General features: G+C 31.1%; 21 protein-coding genes. All 21 read left to right on the plus strand.

Features of this window, described 5'->3' with window-relative positions:
- The first annotated feature begins 44 nt into the window (after positions 1-44).
- Positions 45-647 carry a nucleoside recognition domain-containing protein gene (locus tag RT714_RS07365; protein ID WP_313756928.1) on the plus strand — a complete coding sequence of 201 codons (603 nt, stop codon included), beginning with the start codon at positions 45-47 and terminating at the stop codon, positions 645-647.
- Positions 648-667: 20 nt separating this feature from the next.
- Positions 668-1207, plus strand: a complete 540-nt coding sequence (locus tag RT714_RS07370; RefSeq protein WP_313756929.1) for a spore maturation protein — start codon at positions 668-670, stop codon at positions 1205-1207.
- 24 nt (positions 1208-1231) lie between these two features.
- Positions 1232-2161 (plus strand): LD-carboxypeptidase, encoded by a 930-nt coding sequence (locus RT714_RS07375; RefSeq protein ID WP_313756930.1) that lies wholly within the window; start codon positions 1232-1234, stop codon positions 2159-2161.
- A gap of 150 nt (positions 2162-2311) precedes the next feature.
- Positions 2312-3397 carry a dipeptide epimerase gene (locus tag RT714_RS07380; protein WP_132983356.1) on the plus strand — a complete coding sequence of 362 codons (1086 nt, stop codon included), beginning with the start codon at positions 2312-2314 and terminating at the stop codon, positions 3395-3397.
- 287 nt (positions 3398-3684) lie between these two features.
- Positions 3685-5517, plus strand: a complete 1833-nt coding sequence (locus tag RT714_RS07385) for a peptide ABC transporter substrate-binding protein (protein WP_313756931.1) — start codon at positions 3685-3687, stop codon at positions 5515-5517.
- A 154-nt stretch (positions 5518-5671) separates the two neighbouring features.
- The gene (locus RT714_RS07390; protein WP_313756932.1) at positions 5672-6616 is read left to right on the plus strand and encodes an ABC transporter permease; all 945 of its coding nucleotides are present in this window, start codon (positions 5672-5674) and stop codon (positions 6614-6616) included.
- Positions 6616-7584 carry an ABC transporter permease gene (locus RT714_RS07395; RefSeq protein WP_313756933.1) on the plus strand — a complete coding sequence of 323 codons (969 nt, stop codon included), beginning with the start codon at positions 6616-6618 and terminating at the stop codon, positions 7582-7584. The genes RT714_RS07390 and RT714_RS07395 overlap by 1 nt, the downstream gene beginning before the upstream one ends.
- Before the next feature lie 10 nt (positions 7585-7594).
- Positions 7595-8644 (plus strand): ABC transporter ATP-binding protein, encoded by a 1050-nt coding sequence (locus RT714_RS07400; protein ID WP_313756934.1) that lies wholly within the window; start codon positions 7595-7597, stop codon positions 8642-8644.
- On the plus strand, positions 8637-9578 hold the full coding sequence (locus RT714_RS07405; protein WP_313756935.1) for an ATP-binding cassette domain-containing protein: 942 nt from the start codon (positions 8637-8639) through the stop codon (positions 9576-9578). The genes RT714_RS07400 and RT714_RS07405 overlap by 8 nt, the downstream gene beginning before the upstream one ends.
- A 125-nt stretch (positions 9579-9703) precedes the next feature.
- Positions 9704-10477, plus strand: coding sequence for a serine hydrolase (locus RT714_RS07410; RefSeq protein ID WP_313756936.1), 774 nt, complete (start codon positions 9704-9706; stop codon positions 10475-10477).
- A gap of 24 nt (positions 10478-10501) precedes the next feature.
- Entirely contained in the window at positions 10502-11320 is an 819-nt protein-coding gene (locus RT714_RS07415) for an NlpC/P60 family protein (protein ID WP_313756937.1), read from the plus strand.
- Between the two features lie 162 nt (positions 11321-11482).
- Complete coding sequence (locus RT714_RS07420; protein WP_313756938.1) at positions 11483-12886, plus strand: sigma 54-interacting transcriptional regulator; 1404 nt, start codon at positions 11483-11485, stop codon at positions 12884-12886.
- A gap of 246 nt (positions 12887-13132) precedes the next feature.
- Entirely contained in the window at positions 13133-14062 is a 930-nt protein-coding gene (locus RT714_RS07425) for an ABC transporter permease (RefSeq protein ID WP_313756939.1), read from the plus strand.
- Positions 14063-14090: 28 nt separating this feature from the next.
- Entirely contained in the window at positions 14091-15038 is a 948-nt protein-coding gene (locus tag RT714_RS07430) for an ABC transporter permease (RefSeq protein ID WP_313756940.1), read from the plus strand.
- A 9-nt stretch (positions 15039-15047) separates the two neighbouring features.
- Positions 15048-16091 carry an ABC transporter ATP-binding protein gene (locus tag RT714_RS07435; RefSeq protein ID WP_313756941.1) on the plus strand — a complete coding sequence of 348 codons (1044 nt, stop codon included), beginning with the start codon at positions 15048-15050 and terminating at the stop codon, positions 16089-16091.
- A complete protein-coding gene (locus tag RT714_RS07440; RefSeq protein ID WP_313756942.1) occupies positions 16081-17055 on the plus strand; it encodes an oligopeptide/dipeptide ABC transporter ATP-binding protein in 975 nt (324 codons plus the stop codon). The genes RT714_RS07435 and RT714_RS07440 overlap by 11 nt, the downstream gene beginning before the upstream one ends.
- A gap of 48 nt (positions 17056-17103) precedes the next feature.
- Positions 17104-18861, plus strand: coding sequence for a peptide ABC transporter substrate-binding protein (locus RT714_RS07445; protein WP_313756943.1), 1758 nt, complete (start codon positions 17104-17106; stop codon positions 18859-18861).
- A gap of 153 nt (positions 18862-19014) precedes the next feature.
- Positions 19015-20094 (plus strand): ethanolamine utilization protein EutH, encoded by a 1080-nt coding sequence (gene eutH, locus RT714_RS07450; RefSeq protein WP_313756944.1) that lies wholly within the window; start codon positions 19015-19017, stop codon positions 20092-20094.
- 183 nt (positions 20095-20277) lie between these two features.
- A complete protein-coding gene (locus RT714_RS07455) occupies positions 20278-21705 on the plus strand; it encodes a phospholipase D family protein (RefSeq protein WP_313756945.1) in 1428 nt (475 codons plus the stop codon).
- Between the two features lie 128 nt (positions 21706-21833).
- The gene (locus tag RT714_RS07460; RefSeq protein ID WP_313756946.1) at positions 21834-22349 is read left to right on the plus strand and encodes a sigma-70 family RNA polymerase sigma factor; all 516 of its coding nucleotides are present in this window, start codon (positions 21834-21836) and stop codon (positions 22347-22349) included.
- A complete protein-coding gene (locus RT714_RS07465; protein WP_313756947.1) occupies positions 22350-23663 on the plus strand; it encodes a DUF4179 domain-containing protein in 1314 nt (437 codons plus the stop codon).
- Positions 23664-23785: the final 122 nt, after the last annotated feature.

Genomic DNA, 23785 nt, shown 5'->3' on the forward strand with positions numbered 1-23785 from the left:
TTTTATTGCAATTAAATATAGAAAATTATAAGGAGGTATTTTTAATGATTAATTTTATTTGGGCAGGTTTGCTTATCATTGGATTTGTAGTTGGAGCTATAACAGGGAACATTGAAGCAGTTACAAATGCAGCCATAGATAGTGCAAAGACAGGAGTAGACTTGGCTTTAGGACTTATTGGGATAATGACATTATGGTTAGGACTTATGAAAATTGCAGAGGATTCAGGTTTAGTTGAAAAACTTGCTAAAGCATTAAAACCATTGATGGTATGGTTGTTTCCAGATGTTCCAGCAGATCATCCTGCAATGGGGGCAATGATAATGAACATTGCTGCAAATATGCTAGGATTAGGTAATGCGGCTACTCCATTAGGGTTAAAAGCAATGAAAGAACTACAAGAGTTAAGTGATGACAAAGAAACAGCAACAGATGCAATGGTTACATTCTTAGCTATTAATACTTCCTCAGTAACTCTTATTCCTGCAACAACTATTGGAATATTAGTTTTATCAGGAGCAAAAAATCCTACAGAAATAATAGGACCAACATTAGTAGCTACAACAGTATCAACAATTGTTGCGATTATAGCATCCAAGGTATTTCAAAAATTGCCTAAATATCAAATGAAAAAGGTTAACAGCTAATAGGAATAGGGGGAATATAAGTGTTTATTAAAGTAATTGAAGCTATATCAAATTATGCAATTCCATTAATAATTGTAGGTTTTTTAGTTTTTGGAATGTCAAAAAAGGTTAAAGTATATGAATCCTTTACAGAAGGGGCTAAGGAAGGATTTACTACAGCAGTAAGAATTATTCCCTTTTTAGTGGCTATGTTAGTTGCCATTGGTGTTTTTAGGGCATCTGGGGCTATGGGTTTATTAACTAAAGCTTTAAGCCCTATTACTAATTTAATTGGTATGCCAGGAGAGATTTTACCAATGGCATTTATGAGACCATTATCTGGTGGTGGAGCTGAAGGAATTATGACGGATTTAATAACTACTCATGGACCAGAATCTTTAATAGGACGTATGGCAGCAGTTATGATGGGTTCAACAGAAACTACATTTTATGTACTAGCAGTATATTTTGGTTCAGTAGCAGTCAAAAAACAAAGGCATGCCCTTCCAGTAGGGTTATTAGCTGACTTGGCAGGATTGATTACAGCTGTTTTAGTAACAAGATTATTCTTTGGAATGTAATATTTCGTATAGGGGGATGTAAAAGTGATTAAACCAAAGGCGTTGAAACTAGGTGATACTCTAGGGATTATAGCTCCCGCTAGTCCTGCGGCAGAAGAAAAAGTCAAAAAAGCTCATGATAAACTTATTGATATGGGATTTAAGGTAAAGATGGGAAAAAGCCTCTATGAAAGATATGGATATTTATCAGGAAAAGATAGCATAAGGGCAGAGGATATAAATGAAATGTTTAAGGATAAAGAAGTAAATGGAATTATATGTATTAGAGGAGGATATGGGACTCCACGTATTCTTGATTTATTAGATTATGAAATTATAAGAAATAATCCAAAGGTGTTTGTTGGATATAGTGATATCACTGCTCTACACATATCTTTTGCTCAATTGGCTAATTTAGTTACTTATCATGGTCCTATGGCAGCTTCAGATATGATAGATAATTTTTCCGATTTTTCTAAGAGTAACCTTTTCAGAGTTATTATGAATACGGAACCAATAGGTAAAATATCCAATCCAGAAAAAGAAGAAATTATCACTATAAACGGTGGTGTAGCTGAAGGCTTTATAATTGGTGGAAATCTATCCTTAATTGTTGATACAATAGGTACACCCTACGAGATAGATGTAAAGGGAAAACTTCTATTTATTGAAGAGGTGGGAGAAGAACCTTACAATATAGATAGAATGTTAAACCAATTAAGATTGTCAGGTAAATTGCAAGAAGCCAGTGGCATTATACTAGGGGATTTTAATGACTGTGAATCCAAAAATCCTGATGAAAATTTAACTCTAAAAGAAGTAATTAATGATCAAATTAAATTAATTCATAAGCCAACAATATATAATTTGCAGGCAGGACATTGTAATCCAATGGTTACATTGCCATTTGGAGTAAGAGCCAGATTAGATGCGGATAAAAAAGAACTTATAATACTAGAAAGTTGTACAGAATAAAAAGGTATTGCCTTGTGGACGTTGATCCACTTTGGCAATATTGTTTTATAAAGATAAATAAAAACTCTATTATTTCTAGGAGTTAATTCATAAACTTCTATAAGGATATAAGGAATGAGTTATTAAATTTATAATAAGGAGGCTTTTAAAATGAAAATAAAAGAGATACAAGTAGGACAGATATCTGTACCGCTTAAAAAATCATTTAAAACTGCACTTAGAACCGTTGACAAAATTGAAGATATAGTAGTTAAAATAATTACTGATACAGGACATATTGGATATGGGGAAGCAGCACCTACTGCAGTAATTACTGGTGATACTAAGGGTTCTATAAAATGTGCAGTAGAAAATTACATAGCACCACAAATAATAGGATTAGAAATTGAAAATATAGAAGAAATAATGAATAGGATAGACAAATCATTAATTAAAAATACATCTGCTAAGGCTGCTGTGGATATAGCAATATATGATCTTTTTGGGCAATTTCATAAATCACCTATATATAAACTTTTAGGAGGATATAGAAAAGAAATCATCTCTGATTTAACCATAAGTGTAAATTCTCCTGAAGAAATGGCAGAGGATAGTATTGAAGCTGTGAAAAGAGGATATAAAACCCTAAAGATAAAAGTTGGATTAGATTCTCAAATGGATATTAAGAGAATACAGGCAATAAGAGATGCTATAGGGTATGATATAGATTTAAGATTAGATGCAAACCAAGGATGGAAACCAAAGGAAGCAGTTGTATTACTTAGAAAAATGGAAGATAAAGGCTTTAATATAGAATTAGTTGAGCAGCCGGTTATTGCTAATGATTTAGAAGGATTAAAATATGTTACTCAAAATGTAAATATACCTATATTAGCTGATGAATCTGTATTTTCTCCAGTTGATGCATTAAAGATAATTCAAAATAGGGCGGCAGATTTAATAAATATTAAATTAATGAAAACAGGTGGTATACATAATGCACTAAAAATATGCTCCATTGCAGAAGTCTATGGTGTTGAATGTATGCTAGGTTGCATGCTTGAAAGTAAATTAAGTGTTAGTGCAGCAGTTCATTTGGCAGCTTCTAAAAAGATTATAACAAAAATAGATTTAGATGGACCAGGACTATGTAAGGAAGATCCTGTTGAAGGAGGACCTGAATTTAAAGATTATAAAATTACTTTAAATGATGAACCAGGATTAGGATTTAAAAATATTGGAAATTTAAGCATATGATAATTACGGGAATACGGAATTATTCCGTATTCCCGTAAAAAGAATTTATTTTATTTTTAAAAGTCAAATAATTTTATAGCCTAGATTGTATAATTTATGATAAAATGCTAGATAACTTGGATTTTTCTTGCTTACAAAATTACTAGAATTGCTGGCACAATATTTGCAATATTTTAATTAATGCAAGTATAGATGGGTATTTATAGCAATGTTATTTAGGAAGGGGGAAAAAGTAAAATTTAGAAGTAGGAAATCATAAGGATTTTGAAATTAAAGGGGGAGTAAAAATGAAAAAGCTCATGGCTTTAATGTTGGCAATAATGATGATTATGGCAGGTTGTTCTACATCTAAGACTTCATCAGATGGAAAAGAGTTAAGGGAATATTCTGTTGTATACTCTGGAGAAATTACTACGCTAGATTATTTAGTGACTGCAAGTACAAATGAATTTTCATTGGCTGCAAATATGGTAGATAGTTTAATTGACTATGATAAATATGGAGTACCAGTACCAGGATTAGCAACTGAGTGGGAATCTTCTTCAGATGGATTAGTTTGGACTTTAAAAATTCGGGAAGGAGTAAAATGGGTTACTTATGAAGGAAAAGAGTATGCAGAGGTTAAGGCAAAGGATTTTGTAGATGCAGCAAAATACTTATTAGACCCAAATAACGAATCTAAAACGGCAAATATATTTTATAGTGTAATTAAAAACGCAGAAGAATATTATAATGGTGAAATAGAGGATTTTCATCAAGTAGGTGTAAAAGCAGTAAATGATTATACATTAGAATATACTTTAAAACAGCCTACACCATATTTTCTATCTATGCTAAACTATGTTTGCTTCTTACCGGTTAATGGAGATTTTTTAGAAGAAGTAGGAGATAGATTTGGAACAGACAACACTAATTTGTTATATAATGGTGCTTTTATAATGGAAACCTTTGAACCTCAGACTAAAAGAATTCTTGTAGCAAATAAGGATTACTGGGATAAGGATAATATATTTATAGATAAGATAAAGATGACGTACAATAAAGAAGCAGCGACCTTAGGCCCAGAGCTATTTTTACGTGAAGAAATAGATCATACTGAAATATCGGCTTCTTTAGTTGAGGAATGGATAAAGGACCCAGCTAAAAAGCATATGTTTAGACCACAGAGAACAAACTTCTATAGCTATTTTTATGCTTTAAATTTTGACCCTAAATTTGATGCTGAATATGAGCCTGAAAATTGGAAGATGGCTTTAAACAATCTTAATTTCCGTAAATCTCTATTCCATGCATTAGACAGAAAATCTGCAATGATAACAGCAGAACCTTATAATCCAGAACAAAGATTATCAAGTACTATTACACCAAAGAGCTTTGTTGATTTAGATGGAGTAGATTATACTGAATTAGGAGGATTAAAAGAATTTTCAAATAGGGATTCTTTTAATGAAAATTTAGCAAAGGAATATAGAGATAAGGCTATGGAAGAGTTAAAAGGAAAAGTAAAATTTCCAGTAATAGTATATATGCCATATAATTCAAGTATGCCTGAGTTGGCAAATAGAGTACAGATTATAGAACAACAAATGGAGAATTTATTAGGTAAGGATTATATTGATATTCAAATAGATCCAAAACCACCTACAAATTTTTTATCGGAGGTAAGACGTTCAGGAAAATATGCATTTTTAGAATGTAACTGGGGTCCTGATTATGCAGATCCTGAAACCTATACAGATCCTTTCGTGCCTGGCGGAGATTATAACTTTCCAGAATATGTAGAAGGATATAATGATTCTAATGGAGAAAAAATATATACTAATTTAGTAAATAAAGCTAAGGGAGAAGTAATAGATGTAAATAAACGATATGAACTATTTGCTGAGGCAGAAGCATTTTTAATAAAAGAGGCCTTTGTTATACCTTATGCATTAGGTGGAGGAGGATATGCAGCTTCTAGATTAAATCCATTTGAATCTCAATATTCACCATTTGGAGTATCGTCAGAGAGATATAAGGGACAGGAAATCTTAGAAAAACCTATGAATACAGAAGAATATAAAGCTGCCCTTGAAATATGGGAAAAAGAAAGAGAAGAAGCACTTAAAAATAGTAAATAATTATAAGGACCTAAGAATTGTTAATTAACAATTCTTAGGTCTAAAAATAAGATACTATAAATTAGATGGAAGATATTTATTAAAATACATATCTATGGAAAAGAAAAATTTTGTCAGTACTTAATATATATGACATAAAAAGAGGGGGAAGAAAATGTTTAAATATTCTATTAAGAGATTATTACAATCTTTATTTACCCTGTTTATTATAGTTACCATAGTATTTCTTCTAATGAGACTATTGCCTGAAGAAGGATATTTTGGGGATTCCTATGAGAAATTAGATGAACAGCAAAGGGAATCAATACTCACCAGTATGGGGCTTAGAGATCCAATATACAAACAATTAGCTAATTTTTATAAAAATATATTAAAAGGTAATTTGGGACAGTCTATTACATTTAGACCCAAGGTTCCAGTTATGGATATAATAAAAGCCAAGGTACCCTATTCTTTATATTTTGGATTGGCAGCCATAGGTATATCTTTGTTGGTAGGAATAACATTAGGTATAGCCATGGCTAGGAGTAAAAATAAATTTTGGGATAAATTAGGTACAGGGTATGTTGTATTTATAAGGGCAGTTCCTGCTGCTGTATATTTTCTTTTTTTACAATTATATCTAACTAATTTATTTAAATTGCCAATATTATTTGATATAGATAAACCTCTAAGTTGGATTTTACCAGCCATATCTATGTCCTTAGGTGGAATAGCTAGTTATGCCATGTGGATGCGAAGGTATATGGTAGATGAGCTTAATAAGGATTATGTTAAATTGGCTAGGGCAAAAGGATTAAATAATAGAGCTGTAATGGTAAAACATATATTTCGTAATGCTTTTGTTCCTATGGCACAATATTTGCCTGCTTCCATACTTTTTACCATAGCAGGTTCAATTTATATAGAGTCCCTATATTCAATTCCTGGCATGGGTGGACTTTTGGTAGAAGTTGTTAGAAGACAAGATAACACTTTAGTCCAGGCCTTAGTACTTATATATTCATCAATAGGAATAGTAGGATTATTTTTAGGAGATATACTTATGGCTATATTTGATCCTCGTATAAATTTGCAGAAAAAAGGAGGCGCTAGATAATGGGCAAAGGTACAGTAAATAAATTGACTAATTCTATAAATGAAGAGCTATTTACGTTTGCAGAATATGACGAAGAAGAAGCAAAACGTGGAGGATATTCTAATTACTCATATTGGCGCTCTACTTGGAAAGTTTTTATTCAAAATAAATTAGCAGTTTTTCTTTTAACTTTGATGTGTGCTTTATTGGTATTTACAATAATTCAACCATATTTACCAAATCAGAAAATACCAACGGAAATTCATATAAATCCAGATACAAAATTACCACTTTCAAATAAACCGCCTGATTCAGAATTTTGGTTTGGAACCAATTCAATCGGTCAGGATCTTTGGTCTCGTATATGGAGTGGGTCTAGGACATCTTTATTAATAGGTATAACAGTAGGAATTTGGGAAGCTGTAATAGGAATTACAATAGGTGCTATGTGGGGCTATATAAGGTGGCTAGATCGTCCTATCACAGAAATATATAATATACTTAGCAATATTCCTCAAACAATAATATTAGTGTTGATGACCTATATAATGAAACCAGGTTTGTCTACTATGATTATAGCCATGGGATTAACATCTTGGATAGAAATGGCTCGTTTTGTAAGAAATTTGACAGTGATTATTAGGGATAGGGAATATAATCTGGCATCAAAGTGTTTAGGAACTCCTACGAGAAGGATAATAACTAAGAATTTACTTCCATATTTGGTTTCGGTTATCATGTTAAGTGTAGCATTATCTATTCCTCAAACCATAGGATATGAAGTGTTTTTAACATATATAGGACTTGGACTGCCAGTTAGCATGCCATCATTAGGCAATCTTATAAATGAAGGAAGACTTCTTATGATGGTTCCATCTCAAAGATATCAATTGATTTTTCCATCAATAATTATATCAATAATAACTATTTCATTTTATATGATGGGAAATGTTTTTTCTGATGCAGCAGACCCTAAGAATCATGTATAGGAGGTATATTATGGAGGACAAAAAAATTATATTATCTGTAAAGGATTTAGTTATTAAGTTTAGATTAAGAGGAGATGTTTTAACAGCTATAAGAGGAGCATCATTAGATATATATGAAGGAGAAAGCTTAACCATAGTAGGAGAGTCTGGTTCTGGTAAATCCGTTTTTACAAAGAGCTTTATGGGATTGATAGATGGAAATGGCTGGATTGATTCAGGAAGTATAACTTTCGAAGGCGAAGAAATATCAAAATATAAGACGGAGAAGGATTGGCTCAAAATTAGAGGGAAAAAAATTGCTATGGTCTTTCAAGACCCTATGGCCTCATTAAATCCTTTAAAGACAGTTGGAAAACAAGTACAAGAAACAGTTGAATTACATCAAGGACTAAAAAATGAAGAAGCAAGAAAAAAAGTAATAGAGATATTGGAAGATGTAGGTATAAATGAGCCTAAAAGAAGATACAAACAATATCCCCATGAGTTTTCAGGGGGTATGAGGCAAAGAGTTGTCATTGCCATAGCTATAGCTTGCAATCCAAGGATTTTAATATGTGATGAGCCAACTACAGCATTGGATGTAACAATACAAGCTCAGATTTTAAATTTATTGAAAAAGCTTAAAGAGAAATATCAGTTGACCACTGTATATATTACCCATGATTTAGGAGTTGTAGCTAATGTTGCAGATAGAATAGCAGTGATGTATGCTGGAGATATAATTGAAATAGGACAATGCGAGGAAGTGTTTTATAATGCACAACATCCATATACATGGGCATTATTATCCTCACTGCCACAGTTAGGGGTAAAGGGAGAACCTTTATTTTCCATTAAGGGGACTCCGCCAAATTTGTTCTATGAAATAAAAGGAGATGCCTTTGCGCCGAGAAATCCTAAGGCGTTAAAAATAGATTTTATAGAAAAACCGCCATATTTTGATGTAAGTTCTACTCATAAAGCAAAGACATGGCTTCTAGACCCTAGAGCACCAAAGGTTAATCCGCCTGAATCAATAAAAATATTAAGGCAACAGTGGGAGGGTACGAGCAATGCATGATAAACAAAAAGAAGTTTTATTAGAAGTAAAAAATCTAAGGGTAGAGTTTGGGAGAAAGAAAAATAAATTTGTAGCAGTAAAAGATGTAAACTTTAATATATATAAGGGAGAAACCTTTGGACTTGTTGGAGAATCTGGGTCAGGGAAAACTACAATAGGAAGGGCTATCGTTCGTTTAAATGAAACAGCTGGTGGAGAAATTATATTTAATGGTAAAAAGATAAATGGTAAGATAAGTAAGGAATTAGATAGGGAAATAACCAAAAAGATTCAAATGATATTTCAAGATCCTATGGCATCATTAAATGAAAGAGCAAAGGTAGACTATATTATATCAGAAGGGTTGTATAACATAAGAAATTATAAAAATGAAGAAGAAAGAAAAATAAAGGTAGAAAATGCGCTTCTTGATGTTGGGTTGTTGCCAGAGTTCTTGAGTCGTTTTCCTCATGAGTTTTCAGGGGGGCAAAGACAGAGGATAGGAGTAGCAAGAGCTGTTGTAATGGAGCCTGAGTTAATAATTGCAGATGAGCCAATATCAGCCTTAGATGTTTCCATTCGTGCACAAGTATTGAACTTAATGTCAGAGTTACAGAAAAGTAAAGGATTAACATATTTATTTATTGCCCATGATTTATCTGTAGTGAGGTTTATAACTGATAGAGTAGCTGTAATTCATAAAGGGAAAATAGTGGAAATGGCTGAAACTGAAAAACTTTATAGAAATCCTCTTCATCCTTATACTAAATCCTTATTTTCCGCAATTCCATTGCCTGATCCAAGGAAGGAAAGAGCTAAAACATTAGAAGTCTATGATCCTAATTGTCATGATTATGAAAATGACCCACCAAGTTGGGTAGAAATAGAACCTGAACATTTTGTTCTAGCAAACCATAAGGAAGTAGAAGAATATATGAAAGTACTAAATAGATGAAAGTCTAAAAGTTTTACTTAGAGAAAATGTTTCTTAGAGCCTATAAATAGAGATAAAAGCAAGGTGTTAGATTTTAAAAAGTTATGGAACAAGATGAAGATATTATATATAAAAGGTGATAAAAAATGATAAAAGATATTGTTATAAAAGAAATAAATTCTGTAGATGAAGAGGTTTCAGTTATAATAAAAGATTTAACCAATGACCAATGGCTTTTAAAATATAATGAAAATAGAGTTTTTCCATCTGCCAGCTTAATAAAAATTCCTATAATGATAAAGGCATTGGAATGTGTAGAAAAAGGGGAATATAGTTTAGATGAAAAGATAAAGATTGGAGAAATTGATAGAGTAGAATATAGTATTATATCTGAACTTACATTAGAAGAATATACCTTAATAGATTTAATTACTTTAATGATAATCCTCAGTGATAATACTGCTACTAATGTTTTAATAGATTTACTAGGGTGTGAAAAAATTAATCAAATGGTAAAAAAACTAAATTGTAATGATACTATATTAAAAAGAAAAATGATGGATTTTACAGCTGCAAGAGGAGGCAGAGAAAATCTGACAAGTCCTATGGATATGGCTCTACTCATGGAAAAAATCTATAATAAGTCCATTGTTAGTCCTAAAATCTGTGAAATTATGATAGATATTTTAACTAGACAAAAACATAGGGATATGTTGCCTAGATATATTTTAGATAAAGTGAAGATAGCAAATAAGACAGGCGAGTTAAGTGGATTAAATCATGATATAGGAATATTTTATCTAGAAAATATAAATTATTTAATAGGTATATTTACAACAAATGGAAAAGATGATTTAACCGGCAAAAGAACTATAGGAAGGATTTCAAAACTTGTATATGATAATTTTTCAAGATATTAAATAATATTATATGAGGTGATAAAATTGAATAGATATAAACTAGGAATTTTAAATAAAACCGTAGTTCCTATTAACTTAAATCCAAGATCTGATAGTGAAATGGCTGATGAAGGTTTATATGGTATGGTTGTAAAGATTTTAGAAGATGCTAAAGATGGATGGTATTATGTTGAAACCCATTATAGTTACCATGGATATATTCATGAATCAAATATGATTATAGATACTATGGAAGCAAATGCATGGATGAGTAAAGCAAAAAATATAATTATCCATTCAGTAGTTGATGTAATGCCTAATGCAAGTTATAAAGGTTATATAAAAGAAGTTCTAACGAGGGGTGCTGTAGTAATAGTAACTGGAAGGGAAGAAGAAGGCTGGGCAGAAATTCAATTGGCTGACCGCAGTACAGGGTGGGTTAGAAAAGATTTTATAGGGAGGATAATAAACTCTTATAATAAAAATGATGAAAAAGAATTGAGGGATAAATTAGTAAAGACTGCTATGTTATATTTGGGAACACAATATAGATGGGGAGGTAAGAGTCCTTTAGGTTTAGATTGCTCAGGATTATGCTCCATATCCTATATGCTAAATGGAATTACAATATATAGAGATGCCATAAGAAAAGATGAGTATATGAGAAAAATAGAATTAGAAGAAATAAAATTAGGAGATCTTTTATTCTTTCCAGGTCATGTAGCTATGTATATAGGTGAGGACAAATACATACATTCAAGTGCAAGTATTAATGGTGTTGGCATAAATAGTTTGGATCCTAGGGATATAGACTATAGGGAGGATTTAGCAAATGCTATAACAGATATAGGTACTATATTCTAAAAATAATTAGATATGAAATATGAGATACTCCCCTTGAAGGGAGTATTATTATGTTTTTGTATTAGTATTTAAAATATAAAATTAGACAATAATGGGATAATTTAGTAAAATTATATATATACATATGGTATGAAATCAAACAATAAAGAATGGTGGTATAGTATGGACTATAAAAAGATTATTGAGTTGATGATTAACAATTTAGAAGAAGGAATAATAGTTGTAGACTCAAATCTAGATATTAGATATTTTAACGAACCATCCATAAACATCACAGGATTTAATCCCAAAGAAGCTATAGGGAAAAATATTCTTCAAGTCTTTCCCAATATTCCTAAAGAAAATAGTACATTTTACAAGGTTATCAATACTAAAAAACCTATAATCGAACATGTCCAAAATTATATAAATTATGTGGGAAAGAATGTATCAATAGTTACATCAACAATTCCTATAATTAGCAATGATAAAATTGAGGGTGCAATTGAAATCTTCAAAGATTTGAGTAATGTAATGGAGTTATCTGAAAAGATAATTATGTTACAAAGTACATTATATAGTAAAGATACTGGTTCTAATGGTTTTTTACAAAATGGAACTCAATATAATCTATCTGATATAATTGGACAAAGTGAATCTATAATTCAATTAAAAGGAAAAGCAAAGAAAATATCAAACAGCAATTCACCAGTATTTGTCTTTGGAGAAACGGGTACTGGGAAGGAACTAGTAGTACAAGGATTACATAATTTAAGTTATAGAAGGAATAAGCCTTTTATAGCACAGAACTGTGGTGCATTACCTGAGAATCTACTTGAAAGTATACTTTTTGGGACGGTGCAAGGAAGTTTTACTGGTGCCAAAGATAAACAAGGATTATTTGAATTAGCCCATGGTGGTACTTTGTTTTTAGACGAATTAAATTCTATGGAGTTAGGTTTGCAGTCAAAGTTATTGCGTGTCATAGAGGATGGGGTCATAAGGAGGATAGGAAGCGCTAAAACTACTGTTGTAGATGTGAGGTTGATTGTAACATCTAATGAAGAACCTAAGAAACTTATACAAGAAAATAGACTTAGGGAGGATTTATATTATAGATTAAATGTACTAAATCTGAATATGCCGCCCCTTAGAGATAGGAAAGAGGATATCCCGATTTTGGTTGAATATTTTATCAAAAATTGTAATGATAAAATGAATAAATCAGTAAAGGGTGTTGATAAACAAGTCATGGAATATTTTTTAAATAATGATTGGCCAGGTAATGTAAGGGAGTTACAAAATACCATTGAAAGTGCTATGAATTTTGTTGAATATGACTATATTAAACTGGAAGATTTGCAGACATATAATGGTCCGTATAACATAGAATTAGAAGACTTTGAGCTTAGAATATCAAAAGATATAAGTCTTAGAACGGCAGTAGAAGAATATGAGAAAAACATCATTAGATTAGCCCTTGCTGAGGCAGGGAATAACTGTGCACAAGCAGCAAGAAACCTCAAAGTACCGAAACAAACTCTTCATAGTAAATTAAGAAAGTACAATATAGATTTAAAGAATTAAAATTTACTATAGTCTGAAATTTCATACTAATTTTAAAACAATTAAGAAAAAGTACTAAATTTAATACTTTTCTTAATTGTTTTTTTATTTCAGTGTATGAATGCATTGATAATGCTGGAATTGATTAAGGTGGGGATTTGGCATGAAGATTGCTTTATAACTATTATGAAAGGAGGTATATAACGAATATTATAGTAAGTAACATAAAATTCACTATTAAAAATCATAAGAAAGGTAGATCTATTTATGTTTAAATTTGTTATGAAAAGAATAATTTATTCATTGATTACTTTGTTTCTAATAATTACTGCAACATTTTTTTTAATAGCAGGTGCACCTGGAGATCCAATTGCAGCTAAAGTTGGACAAATGCCTGAAAAGGCGCAGGGGGTAATTCGTGCTAGATATGGTTTAGATAAGCCAGTTACTGAAAGGTATGTAATTTACATAAAACATCTTTTAACTACTGGAGATTTTGGAGAGTCCATTATCTATACAGGAAAATCTGCAAACGATGTTATTAAAGATAATGCTCCCATTTCGGCTAAAATAGGGATTATAGCTATAACATTACAAATTACCATAGGGGTGTTATTGGGTCTTATTTCAGCTCTTAATAGGGAAAAATTAGGGGATCATATAATACGGGTGTGTGTTGTTCTGGCTATATGTGTTCCTAGTTTTGTAGTTGCGGCATTGCTTCAATATTTTGTAGCTTTTAAGTGGAAATTAGCTCCAGTCTTTGGTTGGGGGCAGTTAAAGCATTATATTTTACCAGTAATAGCATATGCAGCTGGAGGTATTGCAAGTTATACAAAGTTTATGAGGAGTAGTACGATTTCTGTAATCAGCGAAGATTATATTATTACTGCAAAGGCAAAGGGATGTAAGAAAAGAAGAATTATTAAAAAACATATTTTAAGAAATTCTATGATTCCTATTGTGACCATGATAGGTCCTGCAGTTGCAGGAATATTTGGAGGATCTTTTATACTGGAAAAGATGTTTTCAATACCTGGACTTGGCAATTATTATATAAAGGCTGTTTCTGATAGTGATTATACCATGATAATAGGGCTTACCATATTCTTTGCAATACTATATACTATAGCATTGATTTTAGTGGATATCTTATATGGTATTGTTGACCCGAGAATTAGAGTTGCAAGGTCTTAGACAAAAATAATAGCGAGGTAATGATAATATGAATAGTTTAGAGAGTAATATAGGAATTGATATGGTTATTACAGAAGGTATGTTTAAAAGAGTTGGTACAGAAGGGTTATCTGGCGAGCAACTATCTAAACCTTCCCTAACTTATTGGGCAGATGTTTGGAGAAGATTTAAGTCAAATAGATTAGCAATTATAGGATTAGTATTATTGATATTGGTGGTTTTAACCATATATGTTGGACCGCTGCTTTCAGGCAAAGATTATCAATATATGGATTCATCGGTAAAAAGTTTACGACCAAATAGCGAATATTGGTTTGGTACTGATGATATGGGGAGGGATATTTTTACGAGAGTATGTGTTGGAGGAAGAATTTCCATATTAATAGGAATTAGTTGTACACTTGTAATGTTTGTCATAGGTTCCTTATTAGGTGCTATTGCAGGGCTGAAAGGTGGTTTGGTTGATAATATTATTATGAGATTTGCTGAGTTTATTGGAAATTTACCTTATTTAATTATTGTATTAATACTTTCTGTAGTGTTGGGAAGAAGTATATTTTCCTTAGTATTGGCAATGAGTCTTACATCTTGGGTGGGAACTACTAGAATGGTAAGAGGCCAAATATTACAGATTAAAGAACAGGATTATGTTGAGGCTGCTAGGGCGTTAGGTTCCAATACTGGAAGAATTATTATGAAGCACCTTTTGCCAAATACATTGGGAATTATAATGGTTGATATTACTATGTCAGTACCAGGATTTATTTTTGGTGAGGCATTTCTTAGCTATATAGGTTTGGGAGTAAGAGCGCCTAAAACTAGTTGGGGAGCTTTAGCATCAGCAGGGCAGCAAAGATTAATGTTTTATCCTCATGAATTGTTTTTTCCTTGCATGATGATTGTTTTGACAATGTTAGCATTTCATCTAATTGGTGACGGTCTTTCAGATGCATTAGACCCAAAGTTAAGAAAGTAGGTGTACTAAATGAATGATAAAAGGATATTAGAGGTAAAGAATTTAAATGTTTCATTTAATACATATGCAGGTACAGCATATGCAGTTAGGGGTATCGATTTTCATTTGGATAAAGGAGAAAATCTGGCTATAGTTGGAGAATCTGGATGCGGTAAGACTGTAACATCTAAAGCAATTATGGGACTACTCCCTAGTCCTCAATCAGTAATTCAAACAGAGGGTTCTGCCATTAATTTTTGTGGTAAAAATCTTCTTTATTTTAATGAAGCTGAGATGGCGGGGATTAGGGGAAAAGAAATTTCTATGATATTTCAAGATCCCATGACATCCTTGAATCCTACTATGAAAATTGGAGAACAAATAGCGGAAAGTGTTTTTTTGCATAATAATGTATCTCATAGTGAAGCTAGGACTGTTGCTCTTAAAATGCTTGAATTAGTTAGAATACCTAATGCAAAGATGAGATTGAAGCAATATCCATTTGAATTTTCTGGAGGAATGAGGCAAAGAGCCATGATAGCAATTGCCCTTGCTTGTAATCCAAAGATACTAATAGCCGATGAGCCTACAACGGCATTAGATGTAACTATCCAAGCACAAATTATGGAGCTGATAGCTGATTTACAGAGAGAATTAAATACTGGTGTTATCTTAGTTACTCATGATTTGGGAGTTGTAGCAAGTGTTGCAGATAGGATACAAGTCATGTATGCAGGTAAGATTGTTGAAAGAGGCACTGTAGATGAAATTTTCTATAATCCAAAACATCCTTATACCTTTGCACTTTTAAAGTCTGTACCAAAATTGAGTTCCAATAACAAAGAAAAATTATATTCTTTGACAGGTACACCACCTGATTTAATAAATCCACCTATAGGTTGTCCATTTGCACCAAGATGTGAGTTTGGAATGACGATTTGCAGAGCAAAGTATCCTGAGAAAACATCTTTTGGAGAAACACAAGAATGTTCTTGTTGGCTCCATGATAAAAGAGCTGATGTTAGTGGAGTACCAAAGGAATTATTACAAAGAGGTGAGGCATATGGAAAATAAAGAGGTACTAATCCAAGTGAAAAATTTAAAAAAATATTTCAAGGTTGGAAGGAACAATATATTAAAAGCTGTTGATGATGTGAGTTTTAATATCTATAAGGGCGAAACCTTAGGACTTGTTGGAGAATCTGGTTGTGGAAAAACTACTTGTGGAAAAACTGTAATGGGCTTGTATGATGCTACTGGAGGAGAAATAATTTATGATGAAGTAAATATACATAGTTTTAACCGTAGGGAGAAAAAAGAATTTACTAAAAGAGCTCAAATTATATTTCAAGACCCCTACTCTTCTTTAAATCCGAGAATGACAGTGGGAGATATTATCGGTGAAGGTATAGATATCCATGGTCTATACAAAGGTAAAGTTAGAGAAGCAAAAATTTTTGAAATGCTTGAAACTGTAGGATTAAATAAAGAGCATGCTTCTAGATTTCCCCATGAATTTTCTGGAGGACAAAGACAAAGAATTGGAATAGCGAGAGCATTGGCTGTTGAGCCTGATTTCATTGTTTGTGATGAGCCTATTTCAGCACTTGATGTTTCAATTCAAGCACAAGTTGTAAACCTTTTAATTGAACTGCAAAAGACAAGAGGGCTTACATATTTGTTTATAGCACATGATTTGTCAATGATTAAACATATTTCGGATAGAGTCGGTGTAATGTATCTTGGCAGTTTAGTAGAATTTACAACTAGCGATGCGCTTTATAATAATCCATTACATCCATATACAAAGGCTTTATTATCTGCAATTCCAATACCTGATCCTAATGAAGAGAGGGAGAAAAAACGAATACCAATAGATGGAGAAATACCAAGCCCCATTAATCCTCTTCCTGGATGCAAATTTTCCTCAAGATGTAAATTTGCTATGGAAATATGTAAAGAAAAGATGCCATCACTTATGGAAGTAGGCAAGGAACATTTTGTTGCTTGCCATATGATAAAAAATATTAGTCTTTAATAGCATCAGCTTTTAAAGTATAAAATCAATGTTAATAAGGAGGAGAAAATGAAAAATTTTAAGAAGGTAATAGTTTTAATCATTGTTTTTACTTTATGTTTCGGTACATTAACTGGATGTGGAAAGAAAGGAGATGCACCAACAAATACAGGAAATGAAATAGGTACGGATTCTAATGATAAAGATACAACCCAAATGGATAAAGAACAAGTATATAGGTTTAGTCATAAGAGTGATATAACAGGTCTTAATCCAATGCTCAATACTACAGGTCCTGATAATGGCACTCATGATTTTATTTTTGAAACTTTAGTTGCAGATGTTGCAGATGAAAATGGCAATTCAATAATAAAGCCAGCAGCAGCAAAGGACTGGACAATTAGTGAAGATGGAATGGTTTATACTTTTAATATTAGAGAAAATGCCCTATGGAATGATGGTGTTCCTGTAACAGCAAATGACTTCTTATTTACATTTAGAACAATGGCTACACCAGAAATAGGTTCTACTAATGCTTGGTTATTTGATGGGATTATTTTAAACTTTGCAGAAGCACTTTATAATGATGGTACAAACCCAAAATATGATAAGAAACCAGAAGATATTGGTATAAAAGTAATTGATGAGAAAACCATTGAATTTACATTGACTAAACCCTATGGATATTTTCTTGATTTGCTTTCTGGGGCAAAACCAATTAGACAGGATAAATATGAAGAGTATGGAAGCTCATATGGCTCATCTATAGATAAGATTGTAATGAATGGACCATTTATAATGGAAAGTTGGGATCCAAATGTTCAAATTACCTTTGTTAGAAATGAGAAATATTGGAACGCAGAAAATATAAAACTTCAAAAAGTTGAGAGAAAAGTTATTCAGGATACTGCTACAGCTGCACAGGCATTAATTAGTGGGGATATCGATGTTATTGAGGACACAAATGATCCCGATTGGAAAAAGCTTATTAGTGAAGATGGAAGATTTGAAACTATAGTTGTACCTGATAATGCACCTGAATTTTTAGGATTTAATTGTAAAAATAAATATTTTAAAAATCCAAAGATAAGATTGGCTTTTTCATTGGCATTTGACAGAGAAAAATATCTTGATGATTTAAGAGAAGGACAGGGAGAGCCACTTTATTCATTGATGCCAGGGATTACTAATGTTGGAGATGAATTATACAGCGAAAGAACTAATGGCAAAAATCAAGTTCTAAAGGAACTTATGAAACAATATCCAGACCCTAAGGCACTTTTAATAGAAGGACTTACAGAGGAAGGATTTGATCCGGATCCAGGGAAGATGGATATTAGTTATGCTACAAGGGGTACAACTGAATATTCTAAGAAATCAGCAGAGTGGTTATTGCAGCAATGGAAGGAAAAATTAGGTGTTGAAATAAAAATTGATATGATAGAATGGAATGTTATGTGGGATAAAGTTGATGTGGGAGATTACGATATTTGTACTGCTGGTTGGGGACCTTATTATAATGACCCTAATGCTTTATTAGAATTATATGATCCTGTAAATGGATATTTCAACACTGCTAAATCTGGTTGGAATGGACCAGATGCTGATAGATTTGTTGAGATATTAGAGAAGGCATCTAATACTCCTGACAACCAAGAAAGGGCAGAATTATTTGTAGAAGCAGAAAAAATTCTTGTAGGGACAGGTGTAATAGCTCCAACTTATTCCAAATCATTAACAACATTTTTAGCCAAGTATGTAAAAGGATACTATGTTAATCCACATTCTAGTTTGGATTATAGTTTAATTTATATATCAGGAAGGTAAAGATTTATTTCATAGATTGTAGGAAATTTTAAATACTCCCTTAATCTATTTATTTTAGGCAAGATATATTTTATTTTTACATTATATCTTGCCTAAATATAGATTATAGTATATATTATTGTTCGATGTATAATATTAAGTTTGAGGTGCAAAGTGATTTACATAATGATAATTTTTTCAATTATAGCAGGAATAGATAAAATATTAAATAATAGATTTGGATTAGGAGAAAAATTTGATGAAGGATTTAAAGCTCTAGGGGAATTAGCTCTAACTATAATCGGTATCTATAGTTTATCCCCAATTATAGGGAAGAAACTTGTATTACTATTGGATCCTTTAGCTAAATTAATTAAAGTAGACCCTTCTGTTTTTTTAAGTAGTATATTAGCTGTAGATCTAGGTGGATATGCAACCAGTATTGAAATAGCACATTCAGAAATAATAGGAAGATTTAACGGACTTATATTAGCTTCTATTTTAGGTGCTACAATTTCTTTTACAATTCCAGTAGCAGTTGGATTTATATCTAAGGAAGATTTTAAATTCTTTGCTAAAGGAACCTTAGCAGGTATTATTACTATACCTCTTGGAATGGTTGTAGGCGGAGTTATGATGGGGATTGAATTCATAGATATCATTTTAAATTTAATACCGGTTATAATCTTTTCCGTTATAATAATTTGGGGACTATTTAAATCTCCAAACAATATGATTAAGGTTTTCAGCATAATTGGTAGGATAATTATAATCATCAGTACAATAGGACTAATTGCAAATATTATTAGTTTTATGTTTGGATATAATTTAATCAAAGGCATATTGCCTATAGAAGAAGGTGCTATGCTTGTGGTGAAAATTGGTATTATATTATCTGGTGCCTACCCAATGTTTCATTTTTTATCAAAGATATTAAACAAACATTTGTCTAAAATAGGTAAAGAGTTTGGATTAGATGATTATTCCATACTTGGAATACTTAGTTCTTTGGCTAATTGTATTCCTATGTTGGGAATTTATCATAAGATGAACGAAAAGGGTAAGATCATAAATGCTTCCTTTGTTGTATCTGGTGCATTTACTTTTGGTGGACAACTTGGATATATATCATCAGTATCAGAAGAAACAGTTGCTCCATTTATAGCTAGTAAATTAGTAGCAGGAGTTAGTGCTATATTTTTAGCTATGTTATTAATAAGACTAGAGAATGCTAAGGGTGATAAAAATAATTAAAGTTAAATTTGTATTTAGATTAAAAAATGCTCATTTCTGATAAAAATCAAAATAAGATTGAAATCAGAAGTGAGCATTTTTTACAGCAATAGAAAAAGAAGAAAAAATAAGTTGAAACAATTTATCAAAAATTATGTTATTATTAAAGAAAATATTATATAAAATTTATAATGGGGGAAGCAAATGAAAAAGGAGTTTAAATACAAAAAGCTTATATTAGGTCTTATACCGATTTTTATATTAAATGGATTTATTACACCAATACCAAAAGAAACTTCCTTTGAAGGCATAGATAGAAATGCTCAAAATATTGAGTTTTTATATGACTTAACTTATAGAAAAGATGGGAATTCAGTTAAGGAACAAAGTATATTCAAGGAACAATTAAAGTTAATTGAAGAGGCAGAAAATTTTATAATTGCGGATATGTTTTTATTTAATGATGATTACAATAGAAAATTTAAAGTAGAATATCCGAATATATCAGAACAATTAACTAATGCCTTGATTAAAAAGAAAAATAATAATCCAAAGATAAGGATTATATTCATCACAGATGAAATAAATAATTTTTATGGTGTATATGAGTCCCATTATATAAAAAGATTAAAGGATAATGATATTGATGTAATTATTACTAATTTAGAAAAATTGAGGGATTCGAATCCTATATATTCAGGAATTTGGCGAAGTTTAATTAAATGGTTTGGAACATCAGGAAAAGGCTGGTTACCAAATTCTTTCAGACCTGATTCATCGAAGGTTACATTAAGAGGATATTTAAAACTATTAAATTTTAAAGCCAATCATAGGAAGGTTATTATTTCAGAAAAAAATGCAATTGTATCATCTATGAACCCTCATGATGCTAGTGGATATCATTCAAATATAGGATTTAAAATGAATGGAGATATTATTTTGGATTTAATTTCATCTGAATTGGAAATCGCTAAATTATCTGGCTATAAAGGAGAATATGAATTTAAAATTTCTCCCAACTTAAATGTAGAAGAAATCAATTCAACGACAATAACTCTTATAACTGAAAGTAAAATACGAGATAATCTTATAAAAGAAATTAAAGATACTAAAAAAGGCAATAAAATTATGATAGGTATGTTTTATTTATCCCATAGGGATATAATAAAGGAATTAATTAATGCAGATGAACGGGGAGTAGATGTAAAAATAATATTAGATCCTAACAAAGATGCTTTCGGGATTGAGAAAAATGGTATTCCTAATAGACAGGTTGCATACGAAATGAAGAAAAAAAGCAATAATTCCATAGATATAAAGTGGTACGATACTTATGGAGAGCAATATCATAGTAAGATGGTCATAATAGAAAAAGAAAATCAAGCCATTATAATAGGAGGTTCTGCTAATTTGACTAGGAGAAATTTAGATGATTATAATTTAGAAACCAATGTAATGGTTAAGACTTTAAAGGATACTAAATTATATGAAGATATAAAAGGTTATTTCAATAGGATATGGACAAATGAAGATGGGAATTATACCATTGAATATGAAAATTATAGAGAGGATTCCTTTATGAAGACATTGATTTATCGTTTCCAAGAATGGAGTGGACTATCTACTTTTTAAGTATAAAATAGAGATTAGGGTTTTGCTATTAGTCAGTTCATTTATATTGAAAGATATTATAATATCTTTCAATATAAATGAACTTTTTTAGTGTTACAATACTCTTATATAGAGATAGGGGTGAGAAGGTGGAGGAAAAACTATTAATCAAACAAGCAAAAGGTGGGGATAAAGGAGCCTTGTTACAACTAGTTATGGTCAAAAAATCAGAATACTATAAATTAGCCTATGTTTATATGAAAAATGAAGATGATGCCTTAGATGCAATGCAAGACATGATAATAACTCTATATGAAAATATACACAAGCTTAAGAAAGAAGATGCATTTTACAGTTGGAGTAAGACTATATTAGTTAATTCTTGTAAGACTATATTAAAAAAGAAAAAGAAGATTGTTTTCTTGGAAGATATAAAAGAAGAGGCTGTTTATGAAACCCATGAAAATTCAGAAGATAAAATAGTCTTAGAAAAATACTTATCTAAGCTAAGTTCCAATCATCAGGAAGTAATTAGATTAAGATATTTTCTAGACCTTGACTATGAAACCATAGGACAAATACTTAAAATTCCTCTTGGTACAGTAAAATCGAGGATAAATGTAGCTATGAAGAATTTAAGAGAATCCGTGGAAAGGATGATATAAATGGATAATATTGAAAAACTATTAACTGAAAGTAGAGATGAATTAAATAGTTTGAAAATACCAGAAGATATAGAACATAGATTGAGAGATGTTCTAGACAATATACCTAATAAAAAAAGAAGATTTAATATTAAAGGAAAAGTGGCAGCATTAATTATTGCAGTGCTAATTATAGGCTATAATGCAGATACTTTAGCTTATTATGCAAAGAAATTAACTGGATATGATAATGTAATGGAGGGAACTTTACAAGAGTTAAATGAATTAGGGAAAGGTCAAAGTATAAATAAATCATATACATTTAAAAATGGGGTTAAAGTTACATTAGATGGTATAATGTTAGATGATAATAATTTAATAGCATTTTATGCCATAAAAGATCCTTCAGGGAAGGTGCAGGAAACTTCTCGGGATTTTGGGTTTATGAGATTACAAGGGTTATTCGGAGTTAATTATAGCAAGAGCGGGTATGGTGAAGCAAATGAAGATGGTACAGAAATGAAATGGGTAATGACTTGTGACAAGCCCATGTTTTTTGAGAGAAAAATGGAAATGACAATGAATTCAATGAGTATGAAAGAAACAGGCACAATTCCATTTACCTTAGATAGAAATCAAGCTATGGGTCATAGTTTAAAAATAGGAATTAACAAAGAAATTGAATTAGATCAAAGAAAAATAAAAGTTAAGTCTTTAATAGCATCTCCAACATCTACTGTTATAAAGGGAAAAATTCAAAATATAGTTGAAATAGGAATAGAGCAAATTAAAGGTGAAAGATTTATACCCCAAGATATAGAACTAATTCTAATAGCCGATGGCAAGGAAGTTGAGCAAAAAGGTTCAAGCATGAGCACAAGTGCTAAAGGGGGAAGATTTAATATATCTTATGATGCCTTACCTCATGATACAAAAGATATAGATATAAAATTAATATCATTTACAGGAAATCATGATATTAAAGAAACTATAGAACTTGGAAAAGGAAAGTTAAATAAAGATGTTAAAATCTTTGATAAGAATATGAAGATTAATGAGGTTTATGAGTCAGAAGGAAATACCTATATAAATATAACTACAGATGAAAACTTAACATTGAGTAAGGTGTTTTTAGATATAGATGGAGAAAAAATAGAGGCAGAGAGAACTTTTTCTGGGGACTATGAAAAAATAGTAGAAGGAGATAGTGCAAAAATAAATTATATTAGAACCATTGAATTTAGTGGAACTGGAGAAAGATTGACATTAGATATCCAAAGAATTAGATATAAGAAAACATATGATGAAATAATATATGAATACAGTGTAAAATAATCTATAAGTTAGGGTCTATCCCTAACTTATAGATATATAACCATTTCTTCAGGTAAAGATTTGATTTCATATTATAAAATATCTCTAAAATCCATAATAGATTCTCATTTATATCTTTAGAA

The organism is Tissierella sp., from assembly GCF_032104385.1.
Lineage (GTDB): Bacteria > Bacillota > Clostridia > Tissierellales > Tissierellaceae > Tissierella.

Coding starts and splice junctions, on each gene's coding strand:
- RT714_RS07365 (WP_313756928.1), top strand. CDS start 45: ATGATTAATTTTATTTGGGCAGGTTTGCTTATCATTGGATTTGTAGTT.
- RT714_RS07380 (WP_132983356.1), top strand. CDS start 2,312: ATGAAAATAAAAGAGATACAAGTAGGACAGATATCTGTACCGCTTAAA.
- RT714_RS07385 (WP_313756931.1), top strand. CDS start 3,685: ATGAAAAAGCTCATGGCTTTAATGTTGGCAATAATGATGATTATGGCA.
- RT714_RS07390 (WP_313756932.1), top strand. CDS start 5,672: ATGTTTAAATATTCTATTAAGAGATTATTACAATCTTTATTTACCCTG.
- RT714_RS07395 (WP_313756933.1), top strand. CDS start 6,616: ATGGGCAAAGGTACAGTAAATAAATTGACTAATTCTATAAATGAAGAG.
- RT714_RS07400 (WP_313756934.1), top strand. CDS start 7,595: ATGGAGGACAAAAAAATTATATTATCTGTAAAGGATTTAGTTATTAAG.
- RT714_RS07405 (WP_313756935.1), top strand. CDS start 8,637: ATGCATGATAAACAAAAAGAAGTTTTATTAGAAGTAAAAAATCTAAGG.
- RT714_RS07410 (WP_313756936.1), top strand. CDS start 9,704: ATGATAAAAGATATTGTTATAAAAGAAATAAATTCTGTAGATGAAGAG.
- RT714_RS07420 (WP_313756938.1), top strand. CDS start 11,483: ATGGACTATAAAAAGATTATTGAGTTGATGATTAACAATTTAGAAGAA.
- RT714_RS07425 (WP_313756939.1), top strand. CDS start 13,133: ATGTTTAAATTTGTTATGAAAAGAATAATTTATTCATTGATTACTTTG.
- RT714_RS07430 (WP_313756940.1), top strand. CDS start 14,091: ATGAATAGTTTAGAGAGTAATATAGGAATTGATATGGTTATTACAGAA.
- RT714_RS07435 (WP_313756941.1), top strand. CDS start 15,048: ATGAATGATAAAAGGATATTAGAGGTAAAGAATTTAAATGTTTCATTT.
- RT714_RS07440 (WP_313756942.1), top strand. CDS start 16,081: ATGGAAAATAAAGAGGTACTAATCCAAGTGAAAAATTTAAAAAAATAT.
- RT714_RS07445 (WP_313756943.1), top strand. CDS start 17,104: ATGAAAAATTTTAAGAAGGTAATAGTTTTAATCATTGTTTTTACTTTA.
- RT714_RS07455 (WP_313756945.1), top strand. CDS start 20,278: ATGAAAAAGGAGTTTAAATACAAAAAGCTTATATTAGGTCTTATACCG.
- RT714_RS07465 (WP_313756947.1), top strand. CDS start 22,350: ATGGATAATATTGAAAAACTATTAACTGAAAGTAGAGATGAATTAAAT.